Here is a 22,577-nt window from a genome sequence, read left to right on the forward strand (position 1 = left end):
GAAGAGAGCATGATTGGCACATTGGTACATCAACATATTGTCACATTATTTACTCATCCCAGACCAAATAGGCTGAGACCAACCAATGATTCAGCTTATTCCCATCCACTTCTGCCGCTTCCGGAATACTCACCGTCAGCGTATGATGGCCGGGTTGGATATCTTTCAACGCTACCTCTTCCGGTATCACATCCGATCCGGGACACCAATTAGAGCGGGAAAGATCCGAAGACGCCAAGGGTTCCTCTACTTCTTTCTCCGAATATCCCCTCTCGGTGATATAGGAAGCCAGACGCTTTCTCAACCAAACCCCGGTAGCCGGATTAAAACGACGGAAAGAAGCGCAGTCCGTACGCCAAGGAACAAAATCCAAGACTGGAACTCCATCAACAGAGACAATATTCTGTTTCTCCACGAACTCATCCCCGCCGGAATGACCGCCATGTCCCGTAACGATATATTTCAGACGGACATCACGTGCGCCTTGAGGAATATCAAAATCCAATGACACGTCCTTCCGGGCGAATATATCCGGATATTCCTGCCCGATATAATAAACCGTATTCATCAACGGCTCTACATGTTTCTTCGGCAAAGCGTCGCAAGTCAGATCGGACTCATCCACATCAATCGTCATGCTTGCGACGTATCCTTCCGGTGTCCATGTATCGATAAAGATTCCAACATAAGCACCACCTTCCAAAAGAGGATACAAATCGGTTATGTCTTGCTCCCAGCTTACGCTATCTTCCCAATGGTCGACATACACCGGTTTACGATGTTTCGTCAAGCTATCCTCGGGACTACTGTAATGCCCTACTCCAAACGGAGTCATGAAACGCATCAATTCCACGGTAGGTTGATAATCCGTCCCGGGGATGATACCGATCATCTTCTCCAGTTTCACGCTATCCACCGCAGGAAACTCCTTCTCGCCTTTAGCGATATTCAACAAATTAATGCCCGAGGCATTTGGCAATACAAAACAAGAGCCGGATTTATCCCAGCGATCTCCATTCGAAGCTACCGTAACCCGGAGTTTGACGGAAACGTTTCGCTTATATTCCGGCAATGTTACCTTCTTCAAGATAATACGGCCATTCACCAAATGATAGATACTGTCCGGTCCCGGAGCGTTAAAAGCGGCGGGATATACATCCGGAGCGAAACGTACGCGGGTATCATTAAATACCTGTACGGAATAATCTCCCATCGACGGTAATTCTTTATGTCCGCAAGAAGCGGTACATAGAAAAACTCCCGTCAAGGAGACAAATAAAGCCAATTTTTTAATCATTTTGTCTAGAATTTAGTAAGCTCCTTAATAAGCTGCTTTTGTCCGGCAGTCTTATCGGCGTGCGTACAAGGACCGGTCACACAACCGCCCTCGCAAGCCATCACTTCTATAAACTGCGCGGGAGCCTTTCCGGTTTTAGCGTAAGCGCGTAATAATGCCACATTTTTCTTTGTCAGGTTGGCTACCTGCACGGCATTTACGTTCTCGTCCTTCAAATAAACCTTAACGGCGTTGATCACACCACCACTTTGGGCGAAGCCATGCGCCTCACGGACAGCGTTAAATAATACGGAGAAAGGCTGGGCCTCCTCGATCTTGATACCCAATCCCTCCAATACGGAACCTACTTCCTCAAACGTAAGTGTAAAATCCACGCACGGATCTAGTTTCACCTCTTTTCGTTTCGCCACGCACGGGCCAACAAACACGATCTTCGCATCCGGATATTTTTCCTTCACGATACGGGCCGTATAATACATCGGAGATCCGGTAGAAGAGATGTATTTCTTTAAATCCGGGATATGTTTCTCGGCCAATTGCACGTAAGACGGACAGCAACTAGTGGTCATGAACGGTTGTCCTTCTTTCAATTTCTCGATCAATTCTTCCGCCTCATGACGGGTGGTTTCCATAGCGCCTTGCGCCACCTCGACCACTTCCTCGAATCCCAAGGATTTGATAGCGCCATACACTTTTTCCTTCGGAGCGCTAAACTGAGCTAAGATAGACGGAGCGACAATCGCTACCATCTGTTCCTTATTCCGCAAGCGTTGCAAGATATCGAATACTTGCGAGATCTCGAAGATAGCACCGAACGGACAAGCATTCACACATTTACCGCAATATATACATTTAGACTCGTCGATATGCTCCACCCCATACTCGTCCTTGCTGATCGCCTTAACCGGACAAACTTCCTCGCAAGGGATCGGGATATAAACGATGGCATGGTACGGACAACTTTGGTGGCATTTACCACAGCTGATACAAGTTTCATGATCAATCTCGGCCTGACCGTTTTTCTTGAATCGGATAGCGTCCTTCGGGCAGTTCATATAACAACTACGAGCCACGCAACCCCGGCAAAGATTCGTGATCTCATAATTCACGGAGACACAAGAGGAACACGCCTCATCCACTACACACATGATATTTTCCTTCTTATTCTCCGAGCGGAACAAGGCACGCTTCGCATACTCTGAAAGCGGTGTCAACTCATCTTCCTCGTCCTGCATATCAAAACCAAGCAAAGGCAAGGTTTTGTATTTCCAGACGGCACGTTCCTTATGTACACAGCAACGGCCCCTCACTTTCGATTTTCGGGGACTCAACTCGATCGGCAAGCGATCAATTTCTTCTAGAAGACGGTTTTCTTTCCAGAGCTTTACTAACTTCGCCAGCAATCCGTGACGAACAATCATTACGTTGTTGGTAAATGCCATAATGTTATCGTATTTGTGCTTTTAGTATATCGTATATCGCATCACTTCTTTACAAACGCAAAGGTAAATAAAAGTTTCTAAACAGAAAGAAAGCTTTCTTTAAGAATTATCGAAGCACTATGAATATCTCCGCCAAACGGAGGATTTAATTTAGACAAGACAAGTTCCACCTCCGTGATCTGTGGAAATCTCTCTTTCAAAGCCTTCAAGATACGCCCCGCCGCGTGCTCGAGAAGTCTCGAGGGGATAGCCATTTCTGCTTTCACGGTTTCATATACTGTGGCGTAATTGATCGTATTGCTTAAATCGTCGCTCCATACCGCATTCTCCAACGGAGCTGTCAGTATCAAATCTACGATAAAAGTATTCCCAACCCGGGTCTCTTGGGGTGCCACGCCATGATAGGCATAGAATGTCATCCTTCGTAATTCAATCTTTGTTGTCATAATCTTTTAATTTATCTGTAAATGTATAGAAAGTAAACCTTCCTGCAAAAAAATAGTCTTATATTTGTCAACCAAGTAACAACACATTATGATGGGAATAAAACAAAAAGATGAAAATTCCGCAGGCGGATTACACAACGCCTTGGCTGCGGGGACAACGATAAAGGGTAATATTATCACAGAGACAGACTTTCGCTTGGATGGAAAAGTAGAGGGAGATATCAGTTGCAACGGCAAGATCGTTATCGGCCCCAAAGGTAGCGTAACAGGCAATATCGTATCCGAGAATGCTGAGATTCTCGGTGAGGTAGATGGCTCCGTAAAAGTAAGCGCAAAGCTTATTCTAAAATCAACAGCAATTATCAAGGGAGATATATATACCCAATCCCTAGAGATCGAACCAAACGCACGGTTCAACGGAGCCTGCTCGATGTGTTCCGAGAAAAAGAAAGCGGACAAATAGACTGAGGGCCGCACTTTTCGATACGGCCCTTAGTCTTTCTTATTTTCGTCCAGCCTCTTTTATCAACGAGACTATCTTATTATTCAGGTTATCAGCCTGTAAAAGCTGTTCCAACGTAATATGCATCCGGTAGCGCCAATAATGCGTTGAATTCGCAGGAACGTTGATACGCTCGGATTCTATATCCTTCCGCTTGATAGAATCATCCATAGCAAACCAATCCTGCAACGGAATAATCGTCAGCATGGAACGAGTCTTCAAATGATTAGAAATAATCTGGGCAACGATTTCAGCCGTACATTCATCCGGGGCCTCACCGATCCGTTGCAATACATGGTTGTAATAACGCTGTGTCTTCTCCGGATCTTCTTTCCACCAATTACGAAGAGGAGTCATATCATGTGTAGAAGTCGTACAAACGGAATGATAAGGCAAATTAAACATATCGGAAAACTCCCGCTGCGGACTCTTCGGCATACGCTCAATCTCCAAGCTTAGTATTTGCAACTTATTCATAACCTCGGGAACAGAGGCGGGGATCATACCTAGATCCTCTCCACAAACCAACATCTCCGTGGACGCAACCAACGGTGTCAAACGCTTAAACGCTTGCGCCTTCCAAAAATCATTATGGCGATGATAGAAGAAATGCCAGTATAACTGATCGAACGCATAACGGTCGGAACCACTCAATTCCCGATAGATATAGGATTGATTCGCCGAGATCCGGGGATGAAACTTATCGGTCTCTCTTGGGTCACGAAGAAATAATACCTCATTCGCAATCGTAAACAGGCCATTCTTGATCCGTAGGGAAACAGGATCCGCCTTATCCGCAAACAACGCCTCAATCTTCCTTTGTGTATCACAGAACGGTTTTAACACATAATGCCGGGAGGAGGATTGTGCCAAATAAGCACCTATCACCTCTTCTGTATTTTCCTCAAACAATTCCGATAAGAATTGTCTATTGATATGTGGGGTCGTGAAACGAGACTCGTTAAAATTCAATCCATACTGCTCGATCTCTTCTCTCGAGAACGGCAACGCTGGATTGAAATGACCACAAAGCCCTTGCACATATTCACAAGGAACCTCCCATATTCGGAAAAATCCCAAGATGTGATCTATACGGAAACAATCGAAATAATCACTTAACTTAGCGAAGCGTTTTTTCCACCAAGAGAAATTATCTTTCTCCATCGCATCCCAGTTATAAGTCGGGAACAGCCAGTTCTGACCGTTCATGGAAAAGTCATCGGGGGGAGCACCCGCTTGACCATTCATATTAAAATATTTCGGTTCCGTCCAAGCCTCTACACTAGTGCGGCTCACGCCAATGGGTAAATCACCTTTCAATACAACTCCATTCTTACGGGCATAATCCGATACCGACTTGAACTGGTTGTGCAATACATATTGCAAGAAATAAGAGAACGAGATCTCCGGCCATGCGTCACTATCTTCCCGGCATAGGGCGCGAACACGTGTCTTATTGTAAGTAGAATTACCTTGCCATTGAGAGAAATCCGATGTCCCATAACTTTCCCGCAAGAAGCAATAAGTAGCGTAAGGCATCAACCATGACTCATTTTGCGCCAAGAACTCTTTAAACTCCGGCGTATCTAATACGGCCTTACCCTCCCCTGCGAAATATTCTTGACAATAACCCAATTTATATTTCAGTACTTCCTCGTAATCAACCGTATCTTTTGCGTTTAATTCTTTTTGCTTCCCTGCATAAAAAGCAGCTCTCTCCGGATCTTGCAAGGTCCCCAAAGCCGATAAATCCACATACATGGGATGAAGGGCATAAATAGAAATAGCGCTATACGGATAGGAATCCACCCAAGTATGGGTCATCGTCGTATCATTCATAGGTAATACTTGAATGATACGTTGGTGCGTCTTTCTAGCCCAATCCACCAACATGTGTAAATCTCCCAAATCACCTACTCCAAAGCTCTTTTCCGAGCGCAAGGAAAAGACGGGGATAACCGAGCCGGCACAACGCCATAACGGTAAGCTATCCCGGAAGTAAAGACCAGATATAACAACGGTCTCACCCTGTTTCTGGGGAACAAGACTTAGAATACGATTCTCATCACTCTCCCAATACAAAGGTTGACGGGAATCATTATCCCAAACCAAAAATTTATATTCTAAAGGATACCGTATCTCCGCAGCGTCTAAATCAATATGCCATTCCGGGAAAGTATCGCAACTCAGCAATAAAGCCTTGTCCGGATGCCAGTTACCTAAGCATTCTTGATTTCCAGTAATGGCTACACACTGATTCTTTTCCACCCGGGGAGCGGATATCTTTATCACCAATTTTCTTCCACTTCTAACGACCCTCTCATGTGTATTGCAGGGATGAGCGAATAAACTTTTGGTGAAAGCCGAAGAATAAAAGGCTAGATTATCCGGACGGATTTGCCAATAATCATAAAGGATGTAAGAATCAGATTGTCCATCCAATACAATCCGGTGATTCTTCTCCCACTCCTCAAAGATCTGCTTATCATTAACACTTAAGAAATATCTATATTCTATATCTTTTATATCGGGTGGAAGATCCAGTTCCAGTTTCCAGTTTCCATCCCCAGAGTAATTCATCTCCTTAGCCAAAGCAGGTTCCCAAGAGCCTAATTCCGGTATGGAGCCCACTACACATAACTTCTGTCCCCAAACGGTATGGAAGTTTATATTAAAAGTGACTTTCATGGTATATAGATTTAGTCAATTATTTAACCGCATTTAGAGGCTCCGCAATTCGTGCAGATCAAACAACCTTCTTGATAAATTAAGGTCTCCAACCCACAGTTCGGACATTTCTGCCCTTTCGCTTCCATGCCGTTCGGTAAATATTTCTTCAAGGCCCGTTCCACGCCATTCTTCCAAGTATTGATAGACTCGCTATTCAACTCCATACCCTGTACCAGTTTTATAACCTGATCGATAGGCATTCCGTAACGGAGCACACCGGAAATCAATTTAGCGTAGTTCCAATATTCCGGATTAAACTTGCCATCCAAACCTTCGATTGTCATTTTATAACCGCGTTTATTCTTGAACTGGAAGTCGTAATGCTTATTACCATCCTCATCATAGCTCTTGATGATCGTACCTTTAGAAACGTTTTTAGGTAACATGATACCCTCGTCATCATCGGCCAAACCGGTAAAGATCTCATACGGACGGCCATTCAACAAGCCGACGAAAGCGATCCATTTCTCACGGTTATTCTGAAATTTTACCACATCCGCATCCAATTCACGAGGACGGGTAGATACGATAACCGGTGGTTGCATGCAGTTACAATCCTCTTTTTTCTTCTTTTTATCTGTCGCAATCAAGACACCGGAACGAGAACCATCTCGATAAACAGTACATCCTTTACATCCGCATCTCCATGCCTCAACATACAAAGAGTCTACCAACTCCTCACTTACATCGTTCGGCAAATTGATCGTTACGCTGATAGAATGGTCCACCCATTTCTGAATGCGTCCTTGCATACGGACTTTTTGTAACCAATCGACATCATTGGAAGTCGCTTTATAATAAGGAGACTTAGCAACTAGCTCCTCCACTTCTTCTTGTGTATATTTCTTACTTGCCGAATAACCATTCGCTTGCATCCACGTTACAAACTTATGATGGAATACGATATACTCCTCGAAAGCGTCGCCTGTCTCATCCACGAAATCCACACGAGCCTCGGAATCGTTCGGGTTTACTTTGCGGCGGCGCTTATATACCGGCAAGAATACCGGCTCTATACCGGAAGTGGTCTGTGTCATCAAGCTAGTCGTTCCTGTCGGAGCGATTGTTAAGCAAGCGATATTACGACGGCCGTATTTCAACATATCCTCATATAAAGCAGGATCAGCCTCACGCAAACGGTTGATGAACGGATTTTTTTCCTCACGCTTCGCATCGAATATCTCAAAGGCACCACGTTCTTTCGCCAACATTACGGATGAACGATAAGCGGCCAAAGCTAATGTCTTTTGTATAAGTTCCGCACAATCGGTTGCTTCTTCTGTTCCATAACGCAAACCTAAAGCGGCAATCATATCGCCTTCCGCCGTGATGCCCACACCTGTACGACGTCCTTGCAAAGTCTTTCGTTGGATCTTTTCCCACAAATGACGCTCTGTTTGTCTTACCTCCATGGATTCCGGATCCGAGTCGATCTTAGCCAAGATCATCTCGATCTTCTCCGACTCCAAATCAATAATATCATCCATAATCCGCTGGGCCAAACCTACATGCTTCTTGAACAAATCATAATCGAAATAAGCGTCCGGAGTGAACGGATTTACCACATATGAATATAAATTGATTGCTAACAAACGGCAACTATCATACGGACAAAGAGGTATCTCGCCACAAGGATTCGTGGAAACCGTACGGAACCCCAGATCCGCATAGCAGTCTGGTACAGACTCACGTAAGATCGTGTCCCAGAATAACACACCCGGTTCAGCGGATTTCCAAGCGTTATGAATAATTTTTTTCCATAAGCCAGAAGCATCGATATCCTTCACATAAACGGGAGAATCCGAATCAATTGGATATTGTTGCTTATAGGTACCGCCATTAACCGCGGCATTCATGAAATCATCATCAATCTTCACAGATACATTTGCACCTGTAACCTTACCTTCCGTCATCTTAGCGTCGATAAACGCCTCCGAGTCCGGATGTTTAATAGAAACACTCAGCATCAAAGCTCCACGACGGCCATCTTGGGCCACCTCACGGGTGGAATTCGAATAACGTTCCATAAACGGAACCAACCCGGTAGAAGTCAACGCAGAATTCTTAACCGGAGAACCTTTCGGGCGGATATGCGAAAGATCATGGCCTACACCACCACGGCGCTTCATTAATTGTACCTGTTCTTCGTCAATACGAATAATCGCACCATACGAATCCGCTTGCCCGTCCAATCCGATAACAAAACAATTAGAGAGTGAGGCAATTTGATAATCATTGCCAATTCCCGTCATCGGACTTCCTTGCGGAACGATGTAGCGGAAATGATCAAACAGGTCGAAAAGTTCTTGTTCCGACAACGGATTCGGATACTTTTTTTCCACACGGGCAATCTCACTTGCCAAGCGATGATGCATATCATTCGGAGATTCCTCATAGATATTTCCAAACGCATCCTTCAAGGCATATTTATTTACCCATACTTTAGCGGCGAGCTCGTCACCGGTAAAGTAATCCAATGAAGCCTTAAACGCTTCGTCAAAAGTGTAAGTTTTACGATCCACAATTATTATATTTATTTTGCGACTGCAAGTTTACGCATACTTTACCAGTTATCCAAATTACCCTACGTTAAAAAGAATACTTATTGAAAAGTTTTCCAAAACCAAACTCGCAACCCCACATTTTCAACTACTTAAACAAAACTAAGCATCAAATAGTTTTCCAAAAAGAAAACTTAACACTTATACGGATCTTCCAAAACAAAGAAGGACGCCTCTTTAAAGAGACGTCCTTATCCTACTATATAGGGATTCTTAATTTAGTTCTTGAGCAAGACCTCGATTTCCTCTACGGAAGACCGGAAAGACTTACTAGTCTCAATCTGGTCTTTGATCGTCTTACAAGCATGCAAGACCGTCGCATGGTCTTTCTTTCCTACGATCTTTCCAATATGGGAAAAAGAGGAGTCCGTATATTTCTTCGCCAAATACATCGTGATCTGACGGGCTTGCACGATCTCACGTTTACGGGAATTAGTCTGGATAACCGATTGCTCCAAGTTGAAATACTTGCAAACGATCTCCTGAATCATCTGTACGGAGATCTGTTTCTTCTCCAACCGAACCGCTTGGCTAACCACACGTTTCGTCAACGGCAGATCGATCTCACGATTATTGATAACCGCATTAGCCATTAAAGAGACGAGAATACCTTCTAAGTCACGGACATTCTCCGTCACATTATTAGCGATAAAGTTAAAGACCTCATCCGGAATCATGATTCCGTCATGGTTGATCTTATTCTTCAGTATCTTTTTACGTAGATCCAGATCCGGACGGCTCAACTCAGCCGTCAATCCCCATTTTAAACGGGTGATCAAGCGCTCTTCCATACCTTGCAAATCCACAGGAGGTTTATCAGAAGTCAAGATAAGCTGCTTACCTAACTGGTGCAAGTGGTTGAAAATATGGAAGAATGTATTTTGAGTCTTATCCATACCGATCAACTCCTGTATATCATCCAACAGCAGCACATCGATATTTTGATAAAAATTCAAGAAGTCATTAGTCGTATTCTTACGGATAGCATCTGTAAACTGTACCCGGAACAAATGCGAAGATACATATAACACTTTCTTTTCCGGATGCAACTCCCGGATACGGGTTCCGATCGCATGGCATAAGTGAGTTTTACCCACTCCTGACGGACCAAAAATAAACAACGGGTTAAACGTAGTCTTTCCCGGATTCTGGGCAACAGCCTCACCCGCCGTACGAACCAGCTTATTGCTCGTACCCTCGAAATAATTATCAAAATTATACTTCGGGTTCAACTGAGGGTCCAAATCCTGCGGAGCAGTCGTCATAAAAGGATTCGGAGCCTTGTTAGCGTCCTTGGGAGTGACTTTCTTTACAGCGGTGGAAGCATTCTCCGCCGGATAATCAACCGTACCACCAGTGGTCTTATCCACCATGATACGGTAGTTAAGAATGGTTCCTTGACCGATTACACGATACAATGTAACTTTCAAAACATTAACATACTTCTCTTCCAGATACTCATAGAAGAATTGACTAGGCACCTGTATGGTAAACTTCTTGTCTTCGTATGATAACGGAACGATAGGTACGAACCATGTGTCAAAAGCTGCCTTAGGCACAATATCCTTTATGACCGCAAGGCACTTATTCCACAATGTTTGATAATCAGTCTGCATGTTTTCTTTCTCTCCCACTAATACTTTTTACATTCGGACTACAAAGTTTAGAAATTAATTCCGAAAAAAAAAGTGCTATTTTGTTTGGTAAATATGAATTTTCAATATCCCTTTTAGATTCAGATAGTTACTAATACCCATCTGATTTACTGCTATTTAGATCGACCAACGTTCAAAAACCCTTTATTTTAGAGACCTCTACAAAAGCGTAAACGCTGACGTCCGGTGACGGAATAAGGCCTCAGGAAGTATCTATCTCACTTTACCTAAAGGCCTTATGCGTATAATCAGCAGGAGTCCCCTAACTTTTTGTCTAATTAGAATGATTCTAAATAACGTCTTTTATGCTATGATTTTTTAACATAATCAAAAAACAGAGAAATGGACGTATCTTTTCGGATTCTCCCTCAAATCTAGCAATAGCTTGGAGGCGTTGTCCATCGTGCTGTTCAGATTATCATACAATCCTTTGTCGTTCAACAATAAGCCGATGCTATTATCCGTCGAGTTCAATTTATCCGTAGTCAACTTCAAGTTCGCCAAGGTCGCATTGATGGAATTGACCGTTGTAGCCAAATCCAATTCTTTCAAGTTGGCGCTCACCTCCGAGAAATTATCCGTCATCGTCTTCAAGTTATTCACGATACCCGGTACATCCTTACTCAACATCTGATTCAACTGACGGGTAGACACCTCTAGGTTGCTAGTCGTTTTTTCGATATGATTCAAGGATTGAGCCAAGGCCGGATGAGCGATCAAGGTTTGCAAGCTACCCAAAATCGTGTCGATCTTCGGCAAAAGGTTCTCAACGCTTGGCAAGATCTTCTCCTGTACGGATTGCATCATATCCTCTTCCATTCGTCCCTCGAGCGTAGAACCCGGCTTCAAAAAGTCATCCACGTAAGTGTTCAAATGAATATGCAACTCAGCTCCGCTTAAGAAAGTATTGACAACCGCTATATAACTTCCCTTATTCAGCCTCATCTTATCTTCCAAACTAACCTCAACGATGATCTTACCGGTCGTATCATAGTCATAAATAATATCACGAACCAATCCCACCTTAAAACCATCCACAAATACAGGGCTGGAAATCGTCACCCCCTTTACGTTGCTGAATGATACGTAGTAATGGTTCACCGGCTGAAACAGGTTAATACCCTTCAGATAATTAATGCCTAAATACAATAACGCCAGACTTACGATCGTCACAAGTCCGATCTTCGCCTCTTTAGTGAATACACTTTTCATTTCCTTTATTTATAATGTATAATTTATTCCTATATCATTAATATTTCACCTTCTTCCCATCCTTAAAAGCGATGATGAAGGCATCTTTAAAATCCTTTGCGATCGTTCGGCGCATCTTCCGGATCGAGTTAAAATCCGAAGTCTCGCCATACGTGTATTTATAGATACCTTTCTCCACATAGAAATCCACGTTCTTGTACCCCTTAAATAACCGGGAGTTCGCAGGAAGCTTCTTATTGGAAGTCAAGAATTGTATCTTATATATAACCTTTCCTTTCGTGTTCCTGTTCACGGAAGTGGCAGAAGAAACTGAGGTTTTCTGTCTTGTGGCTTGCTGTTTTTTATTTAAGATATCAGCCTCGCTCCCCGGAGGCGGAGTTTCCTCATTCGCTACGGGAGCAGCGACAACTCCGGAAATATTTCCTTTACGGCGATCGTAATTCTTCTTATATTTACAAAAAGCATCGTACAACGCTTCCGCCAATTTATTTTGTCCGGCGGCGGTTCTCATGAACTGCTCTTCTTGACGATTCGAGATATACCCCAACTCGACCAGAACACTGGGCATGCTTGTTTTGCGAAGCACCAAAAAACCAGCCTGTCTTACGCCACGGTCCACCCGCTTACAAGCCCCGAACGATTTCTGTATCTCGGAAGCCAGACTAATACTTTGCTCCATATGCTTATTCTGCATAAACTCGAAAATGATATATGACTCCGAAGAGTTCGGGTCAAATCCCTCATACCGTTGTTGATAATTATCCTCCAACAAGATCGCTGAGTTCTCGCTCATAGCCACCTCTAAGTTCTCTTCGCTACGGGCCAAACCCAGCGTATACGTCTCCGTACCTTGCACGGTACTTCCACGCTTTACGGCATTCGTATGGATAGACATGAAAAGATCCGCCTTATTGCGGTTCGCTATATTCGCACGTTCGTCCAACTCGATAAAACGATCCGTCTTACGAGTATAGATCACACGCACATCCTCCGCGTTATTCTCTATCAATCGACCCAATTTTAAGGCGACAGCGAGATTTATCTCCTTCTCATTAATATTCGCCCCTCTAGCGCCCGGATCCTTCCCGCCATGCCCAGCATCGATCACGACCGTAAAAGTCTTCTCTCTCGCCTGAAGTCCGGGCAAGAAAAAAAACAACGCAAATAGCAAGTTAATATATAGAAAAGACTTTTTGCTCACTTTCTAAAATTATTGCAAATTCGGGAACAAATGTAGCGCTTTTTTGCTGATTGACAGATGTCTTTTTTTATAATTAAAACAAAAAAAGAGGGCAGTTTCGAAACTACCCTCTTTTATGATATATTAAAGTATCTATTATTCAGAAACAACCTCGAAAGGAACCTCAACGGAAACCTCTTTGTGAAGTTTCAAAACAGCCTTATAGTTACCTACTTCCTTAACAGACTCCTTGATATAGATAATCTTACGATCGATATTCTCGAAACCAGCCTTAGCCAAAGCCTCAGCAACTTGGATATTCGTTACAGAACCGAAGATCGTACCTGTAGAGCTAGTCTTAGCGCCAATCGTCAAAGCTACACCCTCTAACTTAGCGGCCAAAGTCTGAGCGTCTTCCTTGATCTTAGCCAATTTGTGGGCACGTTGCTTCAAGTTCTCAGCCAATACTTTCTTAGCAGACTCTGAAGCGATCACTGCCTTACCCGTGGGGATTAGAAAGTTACGTCCGTAACCGTCTTTTACTGTTACGATATCGTCTTTGTAGCCTAAATTCACTACATCTTCTTTCAAAATAACTTGCATATTCTGTCTCCTCTTAATTAATTATTTCATCAAATCGGTTACGTAAGGAAGCAAAGCCAAGTGACGAGCACGCTTTACAGCCTGAGCCACACGACGTTGAAACTTCAAGGAAGTACCAGTGATACGACGCGGAAGGATCTTACCTTGCTCGTTCAAGAACTTCTTCAAGAATTCAGGATCCTTATAATCGATATACTTGATACCGTTCTTTTTGAAACGGCAATATTTTTTCTTCTTAACGTCTACTGAAGGCGGAGTTAAATATCTGATTTCTGATTGAGTTGCTGCCATAATTAATTATTCTCCTTTACTGTTTCTTTAGATGATTTCAGATTTCTTCTCTTAGCTGCATATTCTGCGGCATACTTGTCTTGACGGAAAGTCAAGAAGCGGATCACACGCTCGTCACGACGGAAGTTCAACTCCAACGTAGCGATAACACTCGGATCTGCCTTGAATTCAACCAACTGGTAGAAGCCTGTTGTCTTCTTGTCGATAGGATAAGCTAACTTGCGCAAGCCCCAGTTCTCTTCATTCACGATCTCAGCTCCTTGAGCTTTCAGAAGGTTCGTGAATTTCTCTACCGCTTCCTTCATCTGAGCGTCAGACAAAACGGGAGTCAAAATGAAAACGGTTTCGTAATTGTTCATAAAACGCTGTTTAATATTGATTAATAAAAAATTTTGCGGTGCAAAGGTAGTGATTATTTGATAACTGGCAAATAGTTATACAACTTTTTTCAATCTCAGACTCATTTCACTCGTTTTAGCACCAACATCCAAAAATTCATGGCCTCCTCATTCCGGATCGTTTTCGCTTGCAAGGATAAAGTAGCCGCACCTTTCGATAAGGAAATCATACCGACAGAGCAAGGAGCAAATCCTTTCACATAAGACTCCTCCCGGAGAACCCTATCCAAATCCGCACCGAGCATGGGTTGGTCATTTACTTGATCCAATGTAAATACAAGATTCTCGGCATCCCGGTCCGTACGAAGTTCAAAAGTAGAGCCTATATTTCGTTTATCGCAAGTATAATAGATAAAAGCCTCGAACAAGCCGGATTCCTCAACCTCCACATTCCAGCTTATCTCCGCTTCCGGGCTTTTCCAATTCGTAAAATAAGAACAATTCGGATAACGGTTGGAGCGTTCGATCGGGCCAGATATCCTCGCATCCCGGGCCGGTAGCTTTGAACAGGTTTCCTGCGGATGACCGATTATAAACGGACGGGTATCCTTCTTCGGGAAATCCGCCAGTAACTCATCCTTAAACCAATTCGAATAACGCTTCATCTGCTCATATATCTCGGGTTCTTTATCCGATACATCCTTCCGTTGCTCACGATCTATATCCGTTTTATATAAATAACCTTCCGCATCCAATAGATAATATGGGATACGCACACTCGTCTTACCTCCCCAATAACTATATAAAACCCGATCCATAGCAGGAGCTTTCTCATCCAGCAATCGCTGTCCCCAATCGATTCCGTCCAGTTTCCTTAACGGGGTATATTCTATTCCCGCCAAACCTAATAAAGTAGGGATTAAGTCTATAGCCCCGGACAACTGGGTTTCCACGGCCTCTTTCCTTATGTGTCCCGGCCAACGGATACAAAACGGCGAACGAACACCCCCTTCATCCGTAGAGCCTTTTCGCCCTTTCATCCCACCATTCCACCGGAAACTATTCGGGCCGTTATCCGAGAAATAAATAACAATCGTCTCTTGTTCCAAATCCAATGAATGTAACAAAGACAATACACGTCCGATATTCCAATCTAAATTCTCGGCCAAGGCTAAAGCCGCTTTCGTAAACGTAGTATCTTCTTGCTCCGGGAAAGTAGCTCGCTGCGACAAGGTACGATCTTTTACACGGTTCCACCAACTATCCGGGACTTGCATCGGACTATGAGGTGTATTATAAGACAAGAACATAAAGAATGGATGTTCTTTATGATCACGTATATAATCCAAGGCTTTATCGGTCAGATCATCTATGATAAAGCCCTCGCCCGAAATAATCTCTCCGTTATGCTCCAACACTGGGTTCCAATAATTCCCCCAATGCCCGGAACAAAAACCATAGAATTCCTCAAAGCCCCTTGCGTTCGGATGGTAGGGATATTGCGTACCACTATGCCATTTTCCAAATAGAGAGGTAGCGTATCCGGCCTCCCGGAAATATTCCGCGATCGTTTTCTCTCCCAGATTAAAGCGCTCGCCTCCCCCGGTCGTAGAATTAACGCCACTCCGTACATGATAGCGTCCGGTCAAGAACTCTGCCCTCGTCGGGGATGACACCGGACAGACATAAAAATTCTCCAAGATCGTTCCCTCATGAGCGATACGATCTATATTAGGAGTTTGCACGAAGGTATTCCCCGTGAAGCCCAAATCGCCCCAACCTTGGTCATCCGATAACATTACGATGATATTGGGGAACTGTTTTTGAGCGAAGGCCGGAATACAACCGGCCCCCACTCCCAAAACACTAAACAATACGCCTAACTTTGTCATTCGATTCAACTTTTTGCCTAATCAAGATTACCTTTATTGCGGACGGCTATATCCTTGATCCAACAATTTCTTCAACAACGCGGAAAGCTCATTCGCAATGCCTTTCTCACGCAAGAAGAGATTATTACTCTCCAAAGAATCGGTCCGCATATTATAAAGTTGGCCTTTCGGTCCATTCTTCACCGGGGATAAACGGGCGGGAGCCGTAAAACCACCGGAGCCCAGACAATCGATATATTTCCAATCTCCCTTCTTGATCGCTAATTTGCCGGAGCCGGACAAGTACATGATCTGGTCTCTCGTCGAGGCATTCATATCACCATCCAATACTTTCTTAAAGCTAAAGCTATCCTCTGCCTGTCCTTTAGGAAGGGATTGCCCGGTTAAATCCGCCAATGTAGCCAATATATCTACCAAGCCAACCGTTTGGGAACAAACCCCGGGGCGCTTGATATGATCCGGCCAATGAACAATCAGCGGAACATGATGACCGCCGTCCCACGCATCACCTTTCTGCCCACGGCGGCTCCAGTTACTTTGATGCCCGTATTGCTGGATATCCTCCTCTTCCCATGCGCCTCCGTTATCACTGGCGAAAATGACAATCGTATTCTTCTCCAGACCTAATTCCTTTAGTTTGGCATTCACCCGAGCCACGACATTATCGATATCGCCCATAAAATCGCCATAGGTACCTAACTCGGTAGATCCCTTAAACTGAACGGTGGGCAGCCATGGGGTATGCGGACCGGTTAACGGCATATATAAAAAGAATGGCTTGTCCTTTCGTCCTTCCCGATCGATAAAAGCGATACCCTCATCAACGATTGTCGGGAAACATTCCTCAAACTTAAAGGAGCGCGACATCTCTCCGTTACGCCACCAAACGCCCCGTTCCCAATAAATATCATTCTCGTTCGTATGTTTACGATCCCAAGCGTAAACCGTCTCATCCTGTTTCTTCGGATAAGCGTCCGCCGTCAAGATGACATCCGGGTCCACGACACGGTCATTACGCACGAACGCATAAGGCGGCATATCCAAGGAAGCCGGAAGGATGAAAGAATAGTCAAACCCTAATTCCGTAGGGCCTCTTTTTACAGGGGCGGAGAAATCCGTATTCGTATAACCAAATTTCTTAGGGGTAAGAATCTGTGGTTTCGAGTCATCTTTCAACTGCCAGTCGAGCCCTAGATGCCATTTCCCGACACAAGCGGTCGTATAGCCGGCATTACGCATCAAGGAACCGATCGTCAAACGCTCCGGTTCGATATATGGAGACAAGTACCCCCAATACTCGGACTTCTTCGGCGTACGGAAAAAATAACGTCCTGTCACTAAACCGTAGCGTGAAGGCCCACTCAACGCACCCGCAGAATGGGCATCCGTAAAACGGATACCGTTCCGGGCCAATTGATCGATGGCCGGTGTACGTACCCTAGCATATGGATTATTGCATCCAACATCCCCGTAACCCATATCATCCGCCAGAATGATCACGACATTGGGTTGCTTTTGGGCGAACACCACCGGCACATATAGTAAACCGGTGGCTAATAAAGACAACTTGATCTTCATATATTATTTTCTATTCGTTAATAACCTTGATTCTGAGTCAGGTTCGGATTCGCCTGCCGTTCGCTTAATGGAATCGGGAACAATAGCTGGGTTTCCGTATACACCTTACCCCAATTCGTCTTATAGCCGATAAAGTCCACATATTCCCCGGATTTATCATCCCGGATCTTACGGGTACGTAGCATATCAAACCACATCTTATTCTCATAGCATAGGTCAAAGTAACGTTGGTTCCAGACTTCCTTCAAGAAAGCGTTCGCATTGGTCTGCTTGAACGGCGCTAATCCGGCCCTTCCTCGTATTTGGTTCACGATATCGATGGATTGCTGGTTCGGAGTACCATCCGCGTTCACTTGCGCTTCCGCATACATTAATAATACATCCGTGTAACGATATACACTCCAGTTCAAGTCCGACTTCGCCGTATTATCAATAGCCACTTGATCAAAAAACTTATAGATATAATAGCCATTCAAATCCATAAACTCCAACTCAGCCGCTCCCGGAGAGAACTTACTCGGATGCCCCTTGTAGTTCGTAAAGAAATATTGCTTCTCTTCCGTACGCTTATCCCCTTTCTCAAAGCTTTCCACGAATTCTTGAGTCGGGATTAAACTACCGTATTCCAAATTATAAGCAGACATTCCTGAACGAGACGGCAAAAATAAGCATACCGCATCATTATGCAGTTTATTCAAAGAAAATTGTACTTGATAAATAAATTCCCCCTTATTGTTATTTGCTGGAAGTCTCAAACCCTCGTAATCTTCAAAAAGAGTGTATTCTGTAGAATTTATAATTTCCAATGAACGTTTGGCTGATTCCTTGAAATAGGACTCACCTCCCAACAAAGGATAACCCGCATAAGTTAAATATACATCTGCCAAAAGAGCTTTAACAGCAGCCATCGAGATACGTCCCGTATGATCACTAAACACCAAACTGGATTGTTCTGCTTCCAATAAATCCGGAATAATAATTTCATCATAAATTTCCTTTACAGGAGAACGAAAAACTTGAAGTTCATCCAGCTCAGATTGTACCGTTGTAATTTTAGGCACATCTCCAAAAATCCGTACTAAATAGAAATAATATAAGGCTCTCATAAATTTTACTTCAGCCAAATATCCATCAATAAGTGAAGCTTCTAAACTTGTAAACTCCTTAAGTTTTTGAAGAGCCAAATTACAATTTGCAATTCCGGCATAACAACCTACCCACCAATCCTCAATATACAAAGATCTATCACTTACCAGTAAATCTTGAAAATCTTTATAACTTGTTTGAGAATTTTCCGACGTAGCTTTACCTGTCATATATTCTAATAACAAGACAGTATTACATCCCCACCCAGGTACAGCCTTGTCAAAAACCGTATTTTCTAAATAGACAGAATTAGTCAACGCTAAAGCTGATTCTTTACTTGTTAATTTAGAGTCCGTTGTCATTGTTCCCGTAGGTTGTTCATCTAAAAAGCTATTACAAGCAGTCAATAGAAAAACCCATAATCCAATAATATAAGATTTATTAGTCTTCATAGTTTTAATATATTAGAATTTAACATTCAACCCAAATGTAAAAGTCCGAGCTTTTGGTTCACTAAAAGTATCTAAACCTTGCCCAAAAGCAGCATCTTCATAAGAAGTTACTTCCGGATCATATCCTTTATATTTAGTAATACAAAATAGATTTTGGGCACTTGCATAAATTCTTAAATCTTGTATCTTGATTTTTTTAAGCAGACTTTTACTAAAAGTATATCCAAGCACAAAATTTTGTCCTCGCACAAACGATCCATCTTGCATCCAATGCGAATCAGGATAAGAATCATAATAAGATTTCATCGGACGACGCTGAGCTATCATTGTATTTTGATTAGAGGGAGTCCAAGCATCAAGACATGACTTGAATCCACCAGCAACACCAGAACGATCTTCTGCAGTATGCGTAACACAATTAACAACATCATTTCCAAAGACAAATCTAATATCAAAAGAAAAATCAATATTTCTATATATAAACGTGTTAGACACCGTCATGGTCCAATCAGGAGATGTACAACCTATAATCGTATTATCTTCACTATTAATAACACCATCATTATTCAAATCCTCATATTTCAAATCTCCCGGTAAACGATTATATTTTGCAGCCTCTTCAGCCTCATCTTCTCCCCAAGTACCTAAACGACGTAATCCCCAAAGGGAACCAACCGGTTCACCGACACGTAAAATAAGCAATTCTCCTTGAGGGTGTCTTGGTTCCGGATAAATGTCTTCATCATTCTTTCCTAATTTCAAAATCTTATTTCTATTCACGTTAAATAGCACGCTAGATGTCCAATTGAAATCATCTGTTTTTATATTATGAGTATTTAATGTTAACTCAAATCCTTGATTTTGTACAGAACCTATATTTCGCATAACTGTATTTAATCCCGAGGAACTAGGAATAGGAGCATTCAATAATAAATCATTTGTTCTCTTATAATAGTAATCTAAAGATAAATCAATACGTTGATTCAACACGCTTATGTCAACACCTGCGTCCCATTGTAAAGTCTTCTCCCATTTCAAATCCGGATTGCCAAAAGAGCTGCGATACAAAGCAGAATTATATGCATTATTAAAAATAACATTATTCGTTCCTAAATTTTGATAGAAAGCATAATTCCCAATTTCTTGGTTACCTGTTTCACCTATACTTGTACGAACTTTCAAGTTATTTAGCCAATGGATACTTTTCAAAAAGCTTTCCTCTGAGGCTCTCCATGCAAAAGCGAAAGAGGGGAAAAACGCATATTTATTATTCTTTCCAAATTTTGAAGAACCATCATATCTACCTGTAGCTGTAAAAAGATATCGTTCTTTTAATGAATAATTTACACGTGCAAAATAGGAATTAATAGACCAGCCGTAGTCACTCGACTCTGATGGCATGGTAACTGTTCCAGCCCCTAAATTATGCCATTGGTAGAAATCATCACTAAAATTTTGAGAAGTAGAACTTACCATTTCCGCTAGACGTTGTTGCCAACTCAATCCTAGCATCACATTTAAGCGACTCTTATTATTAAATTCCTTATTATAATTAAAGTAATTCTCATTCTGCCAATAGATTTGCTTTTCCGTATCAATTGTCGCAATACCCCCTTCTGTTTTTCCAGACATAACCAATTCTTTCCCCGCATAATAATTACGTTTCTTAAAACTAGCATCGACAGCGAAAGTCGTTTTAAAATTTAAATCCTTTGTTATTTTAAAATCCAAGTAAAGATCTGCGATAGTCTGTGTATTAGACGTCTCATTCACCATTTCCTCCAAATACCTAGAAGGCGTATCTTGTACCGCTCCCGGAAAATCACGATTACTTCCCCAAGAACCATCAGGATACTTTACAGGAATTAAAGGTATTGCTTCTTGAACGAATCGTTTTACCCCGCCAAATTGATAATTATCATTACCTTTATTATAGTTAAAAGACATATTAGCCCCCATCTTTAACCATTCACGAAGCTGTGAATCTAAATTAATTCTACCCGTGTAACGATCCAAGTATCCATTACGCATCAGGGCATCCTTATGTAAATAGCCCAGATGAACACTGTATAAAGTCTTATCAGCTCCACCGCGAATACTGACTTGATGGCTATGATTAATAGCTGTTTGATAGGTTTCATCCTGCCAATCCGTATCATATAGAGGATTTCCATTCGCATCAAATAAATTAGGCAAATCTGCCGGAGTCACTTTTTTATATTTACCTTGCATATAACCTACCGGATCATATTTTTGGCCATTATCCATCGTTATGTTATAATTCTCCCACCATTCTTCCGCATTCATCAAGTCTAATTTTCTGGCTATTTTTCCTATGGAAATATAGCCATCATAGGATATTTGAGCTTTCTCATTTTTTAATCCTCGTTTTGTCGTAATCATAATCACACCATTCGCTCCACGAGCTCCATAAATAGCTGTAGCAGAAGCGTCTTTCAAGACTTCCAACGACTCAATCTCACTAGGATTTAATAAATTGATATTACTTACCCCAATTACACCATCTACAACATACAGAGGTTCATTTGAAGAATTGATTGAATTATTACCCCTAATACGAACCCTTACTTTTCCATCCGTTGTTCCACCATTCTCAAAAATCTCTACTCCTGCCGCTTTTCCAGATAAAGCTTGTCCGACATTCACTACAGGTTTACTCAGCAAGCTTTCAGCTTTTACATTAGATACAGCTCCTGTCAAGTCACTTTTCTTCATTGTACCATAACCAACAACAACAACCTCATCCAAAGCCTGAGTATTCTCACCTAGCTTAATAGAAAAACTCGTTTTTCCCTCAGTTGGAACTTCTTGAGTATTAAAACCTATAAAAGAAACTTGAAGTACGGACTCTGCTCCTATTTCCAGCACGAAATTGCCATCTATATCTGTAATTGTTCCATTACTCGTTCCTTTTTCAACCACATTTGCTCCAATAACAGGTTCACCTGTCATATCAAGAATGATACCCGAAACCTGCTTCTTCGTTTGTAAAGATTCTTTTTGTTTAGGTATTATAATTACATAATTCTCATTTATTTTATACGTATGTCCTGTGTTCTTCAACAAATCAGATAAGACTTCTAATACATCCTTGTCCTTTTGATTTATTGTAACAATCGCAGACATATCTATCTGGCTATCATTATAAGCTATTTTATACTTCGAAACAGCTTCCAGTTTCTTAAATGCTTGTTTCAAAGATATGCTATCTTCTTTTAATGTTATTTTTTGAGCTTGTACAGAAATAACAGAAAAGGCACTAACAAATAAATATATAAGATGTTTTTTCAT

16 protein-coding genes are annotated in these 22,577 nt (G+C 42.4%); 1 reads left to right on the forward strand and 15 read right to left on the reverse strand.

The window, feature by feature from the left end:
• Positions 1-49: 49 nt before the first annotated feature.
• From DWX33_RS12715 to folB, 3 genes are all read right to left on the reverse strand, one after another.
• Positions 50-1,297: a PNGase F N-terminal domain-containing protein gene (locus DWX33_RS12715; protein WP_122380509.1), complete on the reverse strand. Its 1,248-nt coding sequence runs from the start codon at positions 1,295-1,297 to the stop codon at positions 50-52.
• Positions 1,298-1,302: 5 nt separating this feature from the next.
• Positions 1,303-2,739 carry a monomeric [FeFe] hydrogenase gene (locus tag DWX33_RS12720; protein WP_005855092.1) on the reverse strand — a complete coding sequence of 479 codons (1,437 nt, stop codon included), beginning with the start codon at positions 2,737-2,739 and terminating at the stop codon, positions 1,303-1,305.
• Positions 2,740-2,816: 77 nt separating this feature from the next.
• On the reverse strand, positions 2,817-3,185 hold the full coding sequence (gene folB / locus DWX33_RS12725; RefSeq protein WP_122380510.1) for a dihydroneopterin aldolase: 369 nt from the start codon (positions 3,183-3,185) through the stop codon (positions 2,817-2,819).
• A gap of 91 nt (positions 3,186-3,276) precedes the next feature.
• Here folB and DWX33_RS12730 point away from each other — a divergent pair, with 91 nt between their 5' ends.
• Positions 3,277-3,648 (forward strand): polymer-forming cytoskeletal protein, encoded by a 372-nt coding sequence (locus DWX33_RS12730; RefSeq protein WP_005855088.1) that lies wholly within the window; start codon positions 3,277-3,279, stop codon positions 3,646-3,648.
• A gap of 39 nt (positions 3,649-3,687) precedes the next feature.
• On the opposite strand, the gene DWX33_RS12735 is transcribed toward DWX33_RS12730, so the two are convergent.
• From DWX33_RS12735 to DWX33_RS12790, 12 genes are all read right to left on the reverse strand, one after another.
• Complete coding sequence (locus tag DWX33_RS12735; RefSeq protein WP_005865486.1) at positions 3,688-6,375, reverse strand: 4-alpha-glucanotransferase; 2,688 nt, start codon at positions 6,373-6,375, stop codon at positions 3,688-3,690.
• A gap of 23 nt (positions 6,376-6,398) precedes the next feature.
• A complete protein-coding gene (locus DWX33_RS12740; protein ID WP_005855085.1) occupies positions 6,399-8,939 on the reverse strand; it encodes an adenosylcobalamin-dependent ribonucleoside-diphosphate reductase in 2,541 nt (846 codons plus the stop codon).
• 257 nt (positions 8,940-9,196) lie between these two features.
• On the reverse strand, positions 9,197-10,594 hold the full coding sequence (gene dnaA / locus DWX33_RS12745) for a chromosomal replication initiator protein DnaA (protein WP_008774487.1): 1,398 nt from the start codon (positions 10,592-10,594) through the stop codon (positions 9,197-9,199).
• A 366-nt stretch (positions 10,595-10,960) separates the two neighbouring features.
• Complete coding sequence (locus DWX33_RS12750) at positions 10,961-11,845, reverse strand: MlaD family protein (RefSeq protein WP_005855082.1); 885 nt, start codon at positions 11,843-11,845, stop codon at positions 10,961-10,963.
• Positions 11,846-11,882: 37 nt separating this feature from the next.
• Positions 11,883-13,046 carry an N-acetylmuramoyl-L-alanine amidase gene (locus DWX33_RS12755; protein WP_122380511.1) on the reverse strand — a complete coding sequence of 388 codons (1,164 nt, stop codon included), beginning with the start codon at positions 13,044-13,046 and terminating at the stop codon, positions 11,883-11,885.
• A gap of 135 nt (positions 13,047-13,181) precedes the next feature.
• Positions 13,182-13,628 carry a 50S ribosomal protein L9 gene (gene rplI / locus DWX33_RS12760; protein WP_122380512.1) on the reverse strand — a complete coding sequence of 149 codons (447 nt, stop codon included), beginning with the start codon at positions 13,626-13,628 and terminating at the stop codon, positions 13,182-13,184.
• Positions 13,629-13,649: 21 nt separating this feature from the next.
• Entirely contained in the window at positions 13,650-13,919 is a 270-nt protein-coding gene (gene rpsR / locus DWX33_RS12765) for a 30S ribosomal protein S18 (RefSeq protein WP_005637107.1), read from the reverse strand.
• Between the two features lie 2 nt (positions 13,920-13,921).
• Entirely contained in the window at positions 13,922-14,278 is a 357-nt protein-coding gene (rpsF, locus tag DWX33_RS12770; protein WP_005865478.1) for a 30S ribosomal protein S6, read from the reverse strand.
• 101 nt (positions 14,279-14,379) lie between these two features.
• On the reverse strand, positions 14,380-16,149 hold the full coding sequence (locus DWX33_RS12775; RefSeq protein WP_122380513.1) for an arylsulfatase: 1,770 nt from the start codon (positions 16,147-16,149) through the stop codon (positions 14,380-14,382).
• A 33-nt stretch (positions 16,150-16,182) separates the two neighbouring features.
• Positions 16,183-17,727, reverse strand: a complete 1,545-nt coding sequence (locus DWX33_RS12780; RefSeq protein ID WP_057329227.1) for an arylsulfatase — start codon at positions 17,725-17,727, stop codon at positions 16,183-16,185.
• A 17-nt stretch (positions 17,728-17,744) separates the two neighbouring features.
• Positions 17,745-19,265 carry a RagB/SusD family nutrient uptake outer membrane protein gene (locus tag DWX33_RS12785; RefSeq protein ID WP_122380514.1) on the reverse strand — a complete coding sequence of 507 codons (1,521 nt, stop codon included), beginning with the start codon at positions 19,263-19,265 and terminating at the stop codon, positions 17,745-17,747.
• A gap of 12 nt (positions 19,266-19,277) precedes the next feature.
• Complete coding sequence (locus DWX33_RS12790) at positions 19,278-22,577, reverse strand: TonB-dependent receptor (protein WP_233524076.1); 3,300 nt, start codon at positions 22,575-22,577, stop codon at positions 19,278-19,280.

It is taken from the genome of Parabacteroides sp. AF19-14, from assembly GCF_003635485.1.
Taxonomy (GTDB): domain Bacteria; phylum Bacteroidota; class Bacteroidia; order Bacteroidales; family Tannerellaceae; genus Parabacteroides; species Parabacteroides distasonis.

What these genes read in the sequence shown, in the direction of transcription:
- DWX33_RS12750 (WP_005855082.1), bottom strand. Translation starts at nt 11,845, where the DNA reads ATGAAAAGTGTATTCACTAAAGAGGCGAAGATCGGACTTGTGACGATC.
- DWX33_RS12790 (WP_233524076.1), bottom strand. Translation starts at nt 22,577, where the DNA reads ATGAAAAAACATCTTATATATTTATTTGTTAGTGCCTTTTCTGTTATT.
- folB (WP_122380510.1), bottom strand. Translation starts at nt 3,185, where the DNA reads ATGACAACAAAGATTGAATTACGAAGGATGACATTCTATGCCTATCAT.
- DWX33_RS12720 (WP_005855092.1), bottom strand. Translation starts at nt 2,739, where the DNA reads ATGGCATTTACCAACAACGTAATGATTGTTCGTCACGGATTGCTGGCG.
- DWX33_RS12735 (WP_005865486.1), bottom strand. Translation starts at nt 6,375, where the DNA reads ATGAAAGTCACTTTTAATATAAACTTCCATACCGTTTGGGGACAGAAG.
- DWX33_RS12780 (WP_057329227.1), bottom strand. Translation starts at nt 17,727, where the DNA reads ATGAAGATCAAGTTGTCTTTATTAGCCACCGGTTTACTATATGTGCCG.
- DWX33_RS12785 (WP_122380514.1), bottom strand. Translation starts at nt 19,265, where the DNA reads ATGAAGACTAATAAATCTTATATTATTGGATTATGGGTTTTTCTATTG.
- rplI (WP_122380512.1), bottom strand. Translation starts at nt 13,628, where the DNA reads ATGCAAGTTATTTTGAAAGAAGATGTAGTGAATTTAGGCTACAAAGAC.
- rpsR (WP_005637107.1), bottom strand. Translation starts at nt 13,919, where the DNA reads ATGGCAGCAACTCAATCAGAAATCAGATATTTAACTCCGCCTTCAGTA.
- DWX33_RS12730 (WP_005855088.1), top strand. Translation starts at nt 3,277, where the DNA reads ATGGGAATAAAACAAAAAGATGAAAATTCCGCAGGCGGATTACACAAC.
- rpsF (WP_005865478.1), bottom strand. Translation starts at nt 14,278, where the DNA reads ATGAACAATTACGAAACCGTTTTCATTTTGACTCCCGTTTTGTCTGAC.
- DWX33_RS12775 (WP_122380513.1), bottom strand. Translation starts at nt 16,149, where the DNA reads ATGACAAAGTTAGGCGTATTGTTTAGTGTTTTGGGAGTGGGGGCCGGT.
- dnaA (WP_008774487.1), bottom strand. Translation starts at nt 10,594, where the DNA reads ATGCAGACTGATTATCAAACATTGTGGAATAAGTGCCTTGCGGTCATA.
- DWX33_RS12715 (WP_122380509.1), bottom strand. Translation starts at nt 1,297, where the DNA reads ATGATTAAAAAATTGGCTTTATTTGTCTCCTTGACGGGAGTTTTTCTA.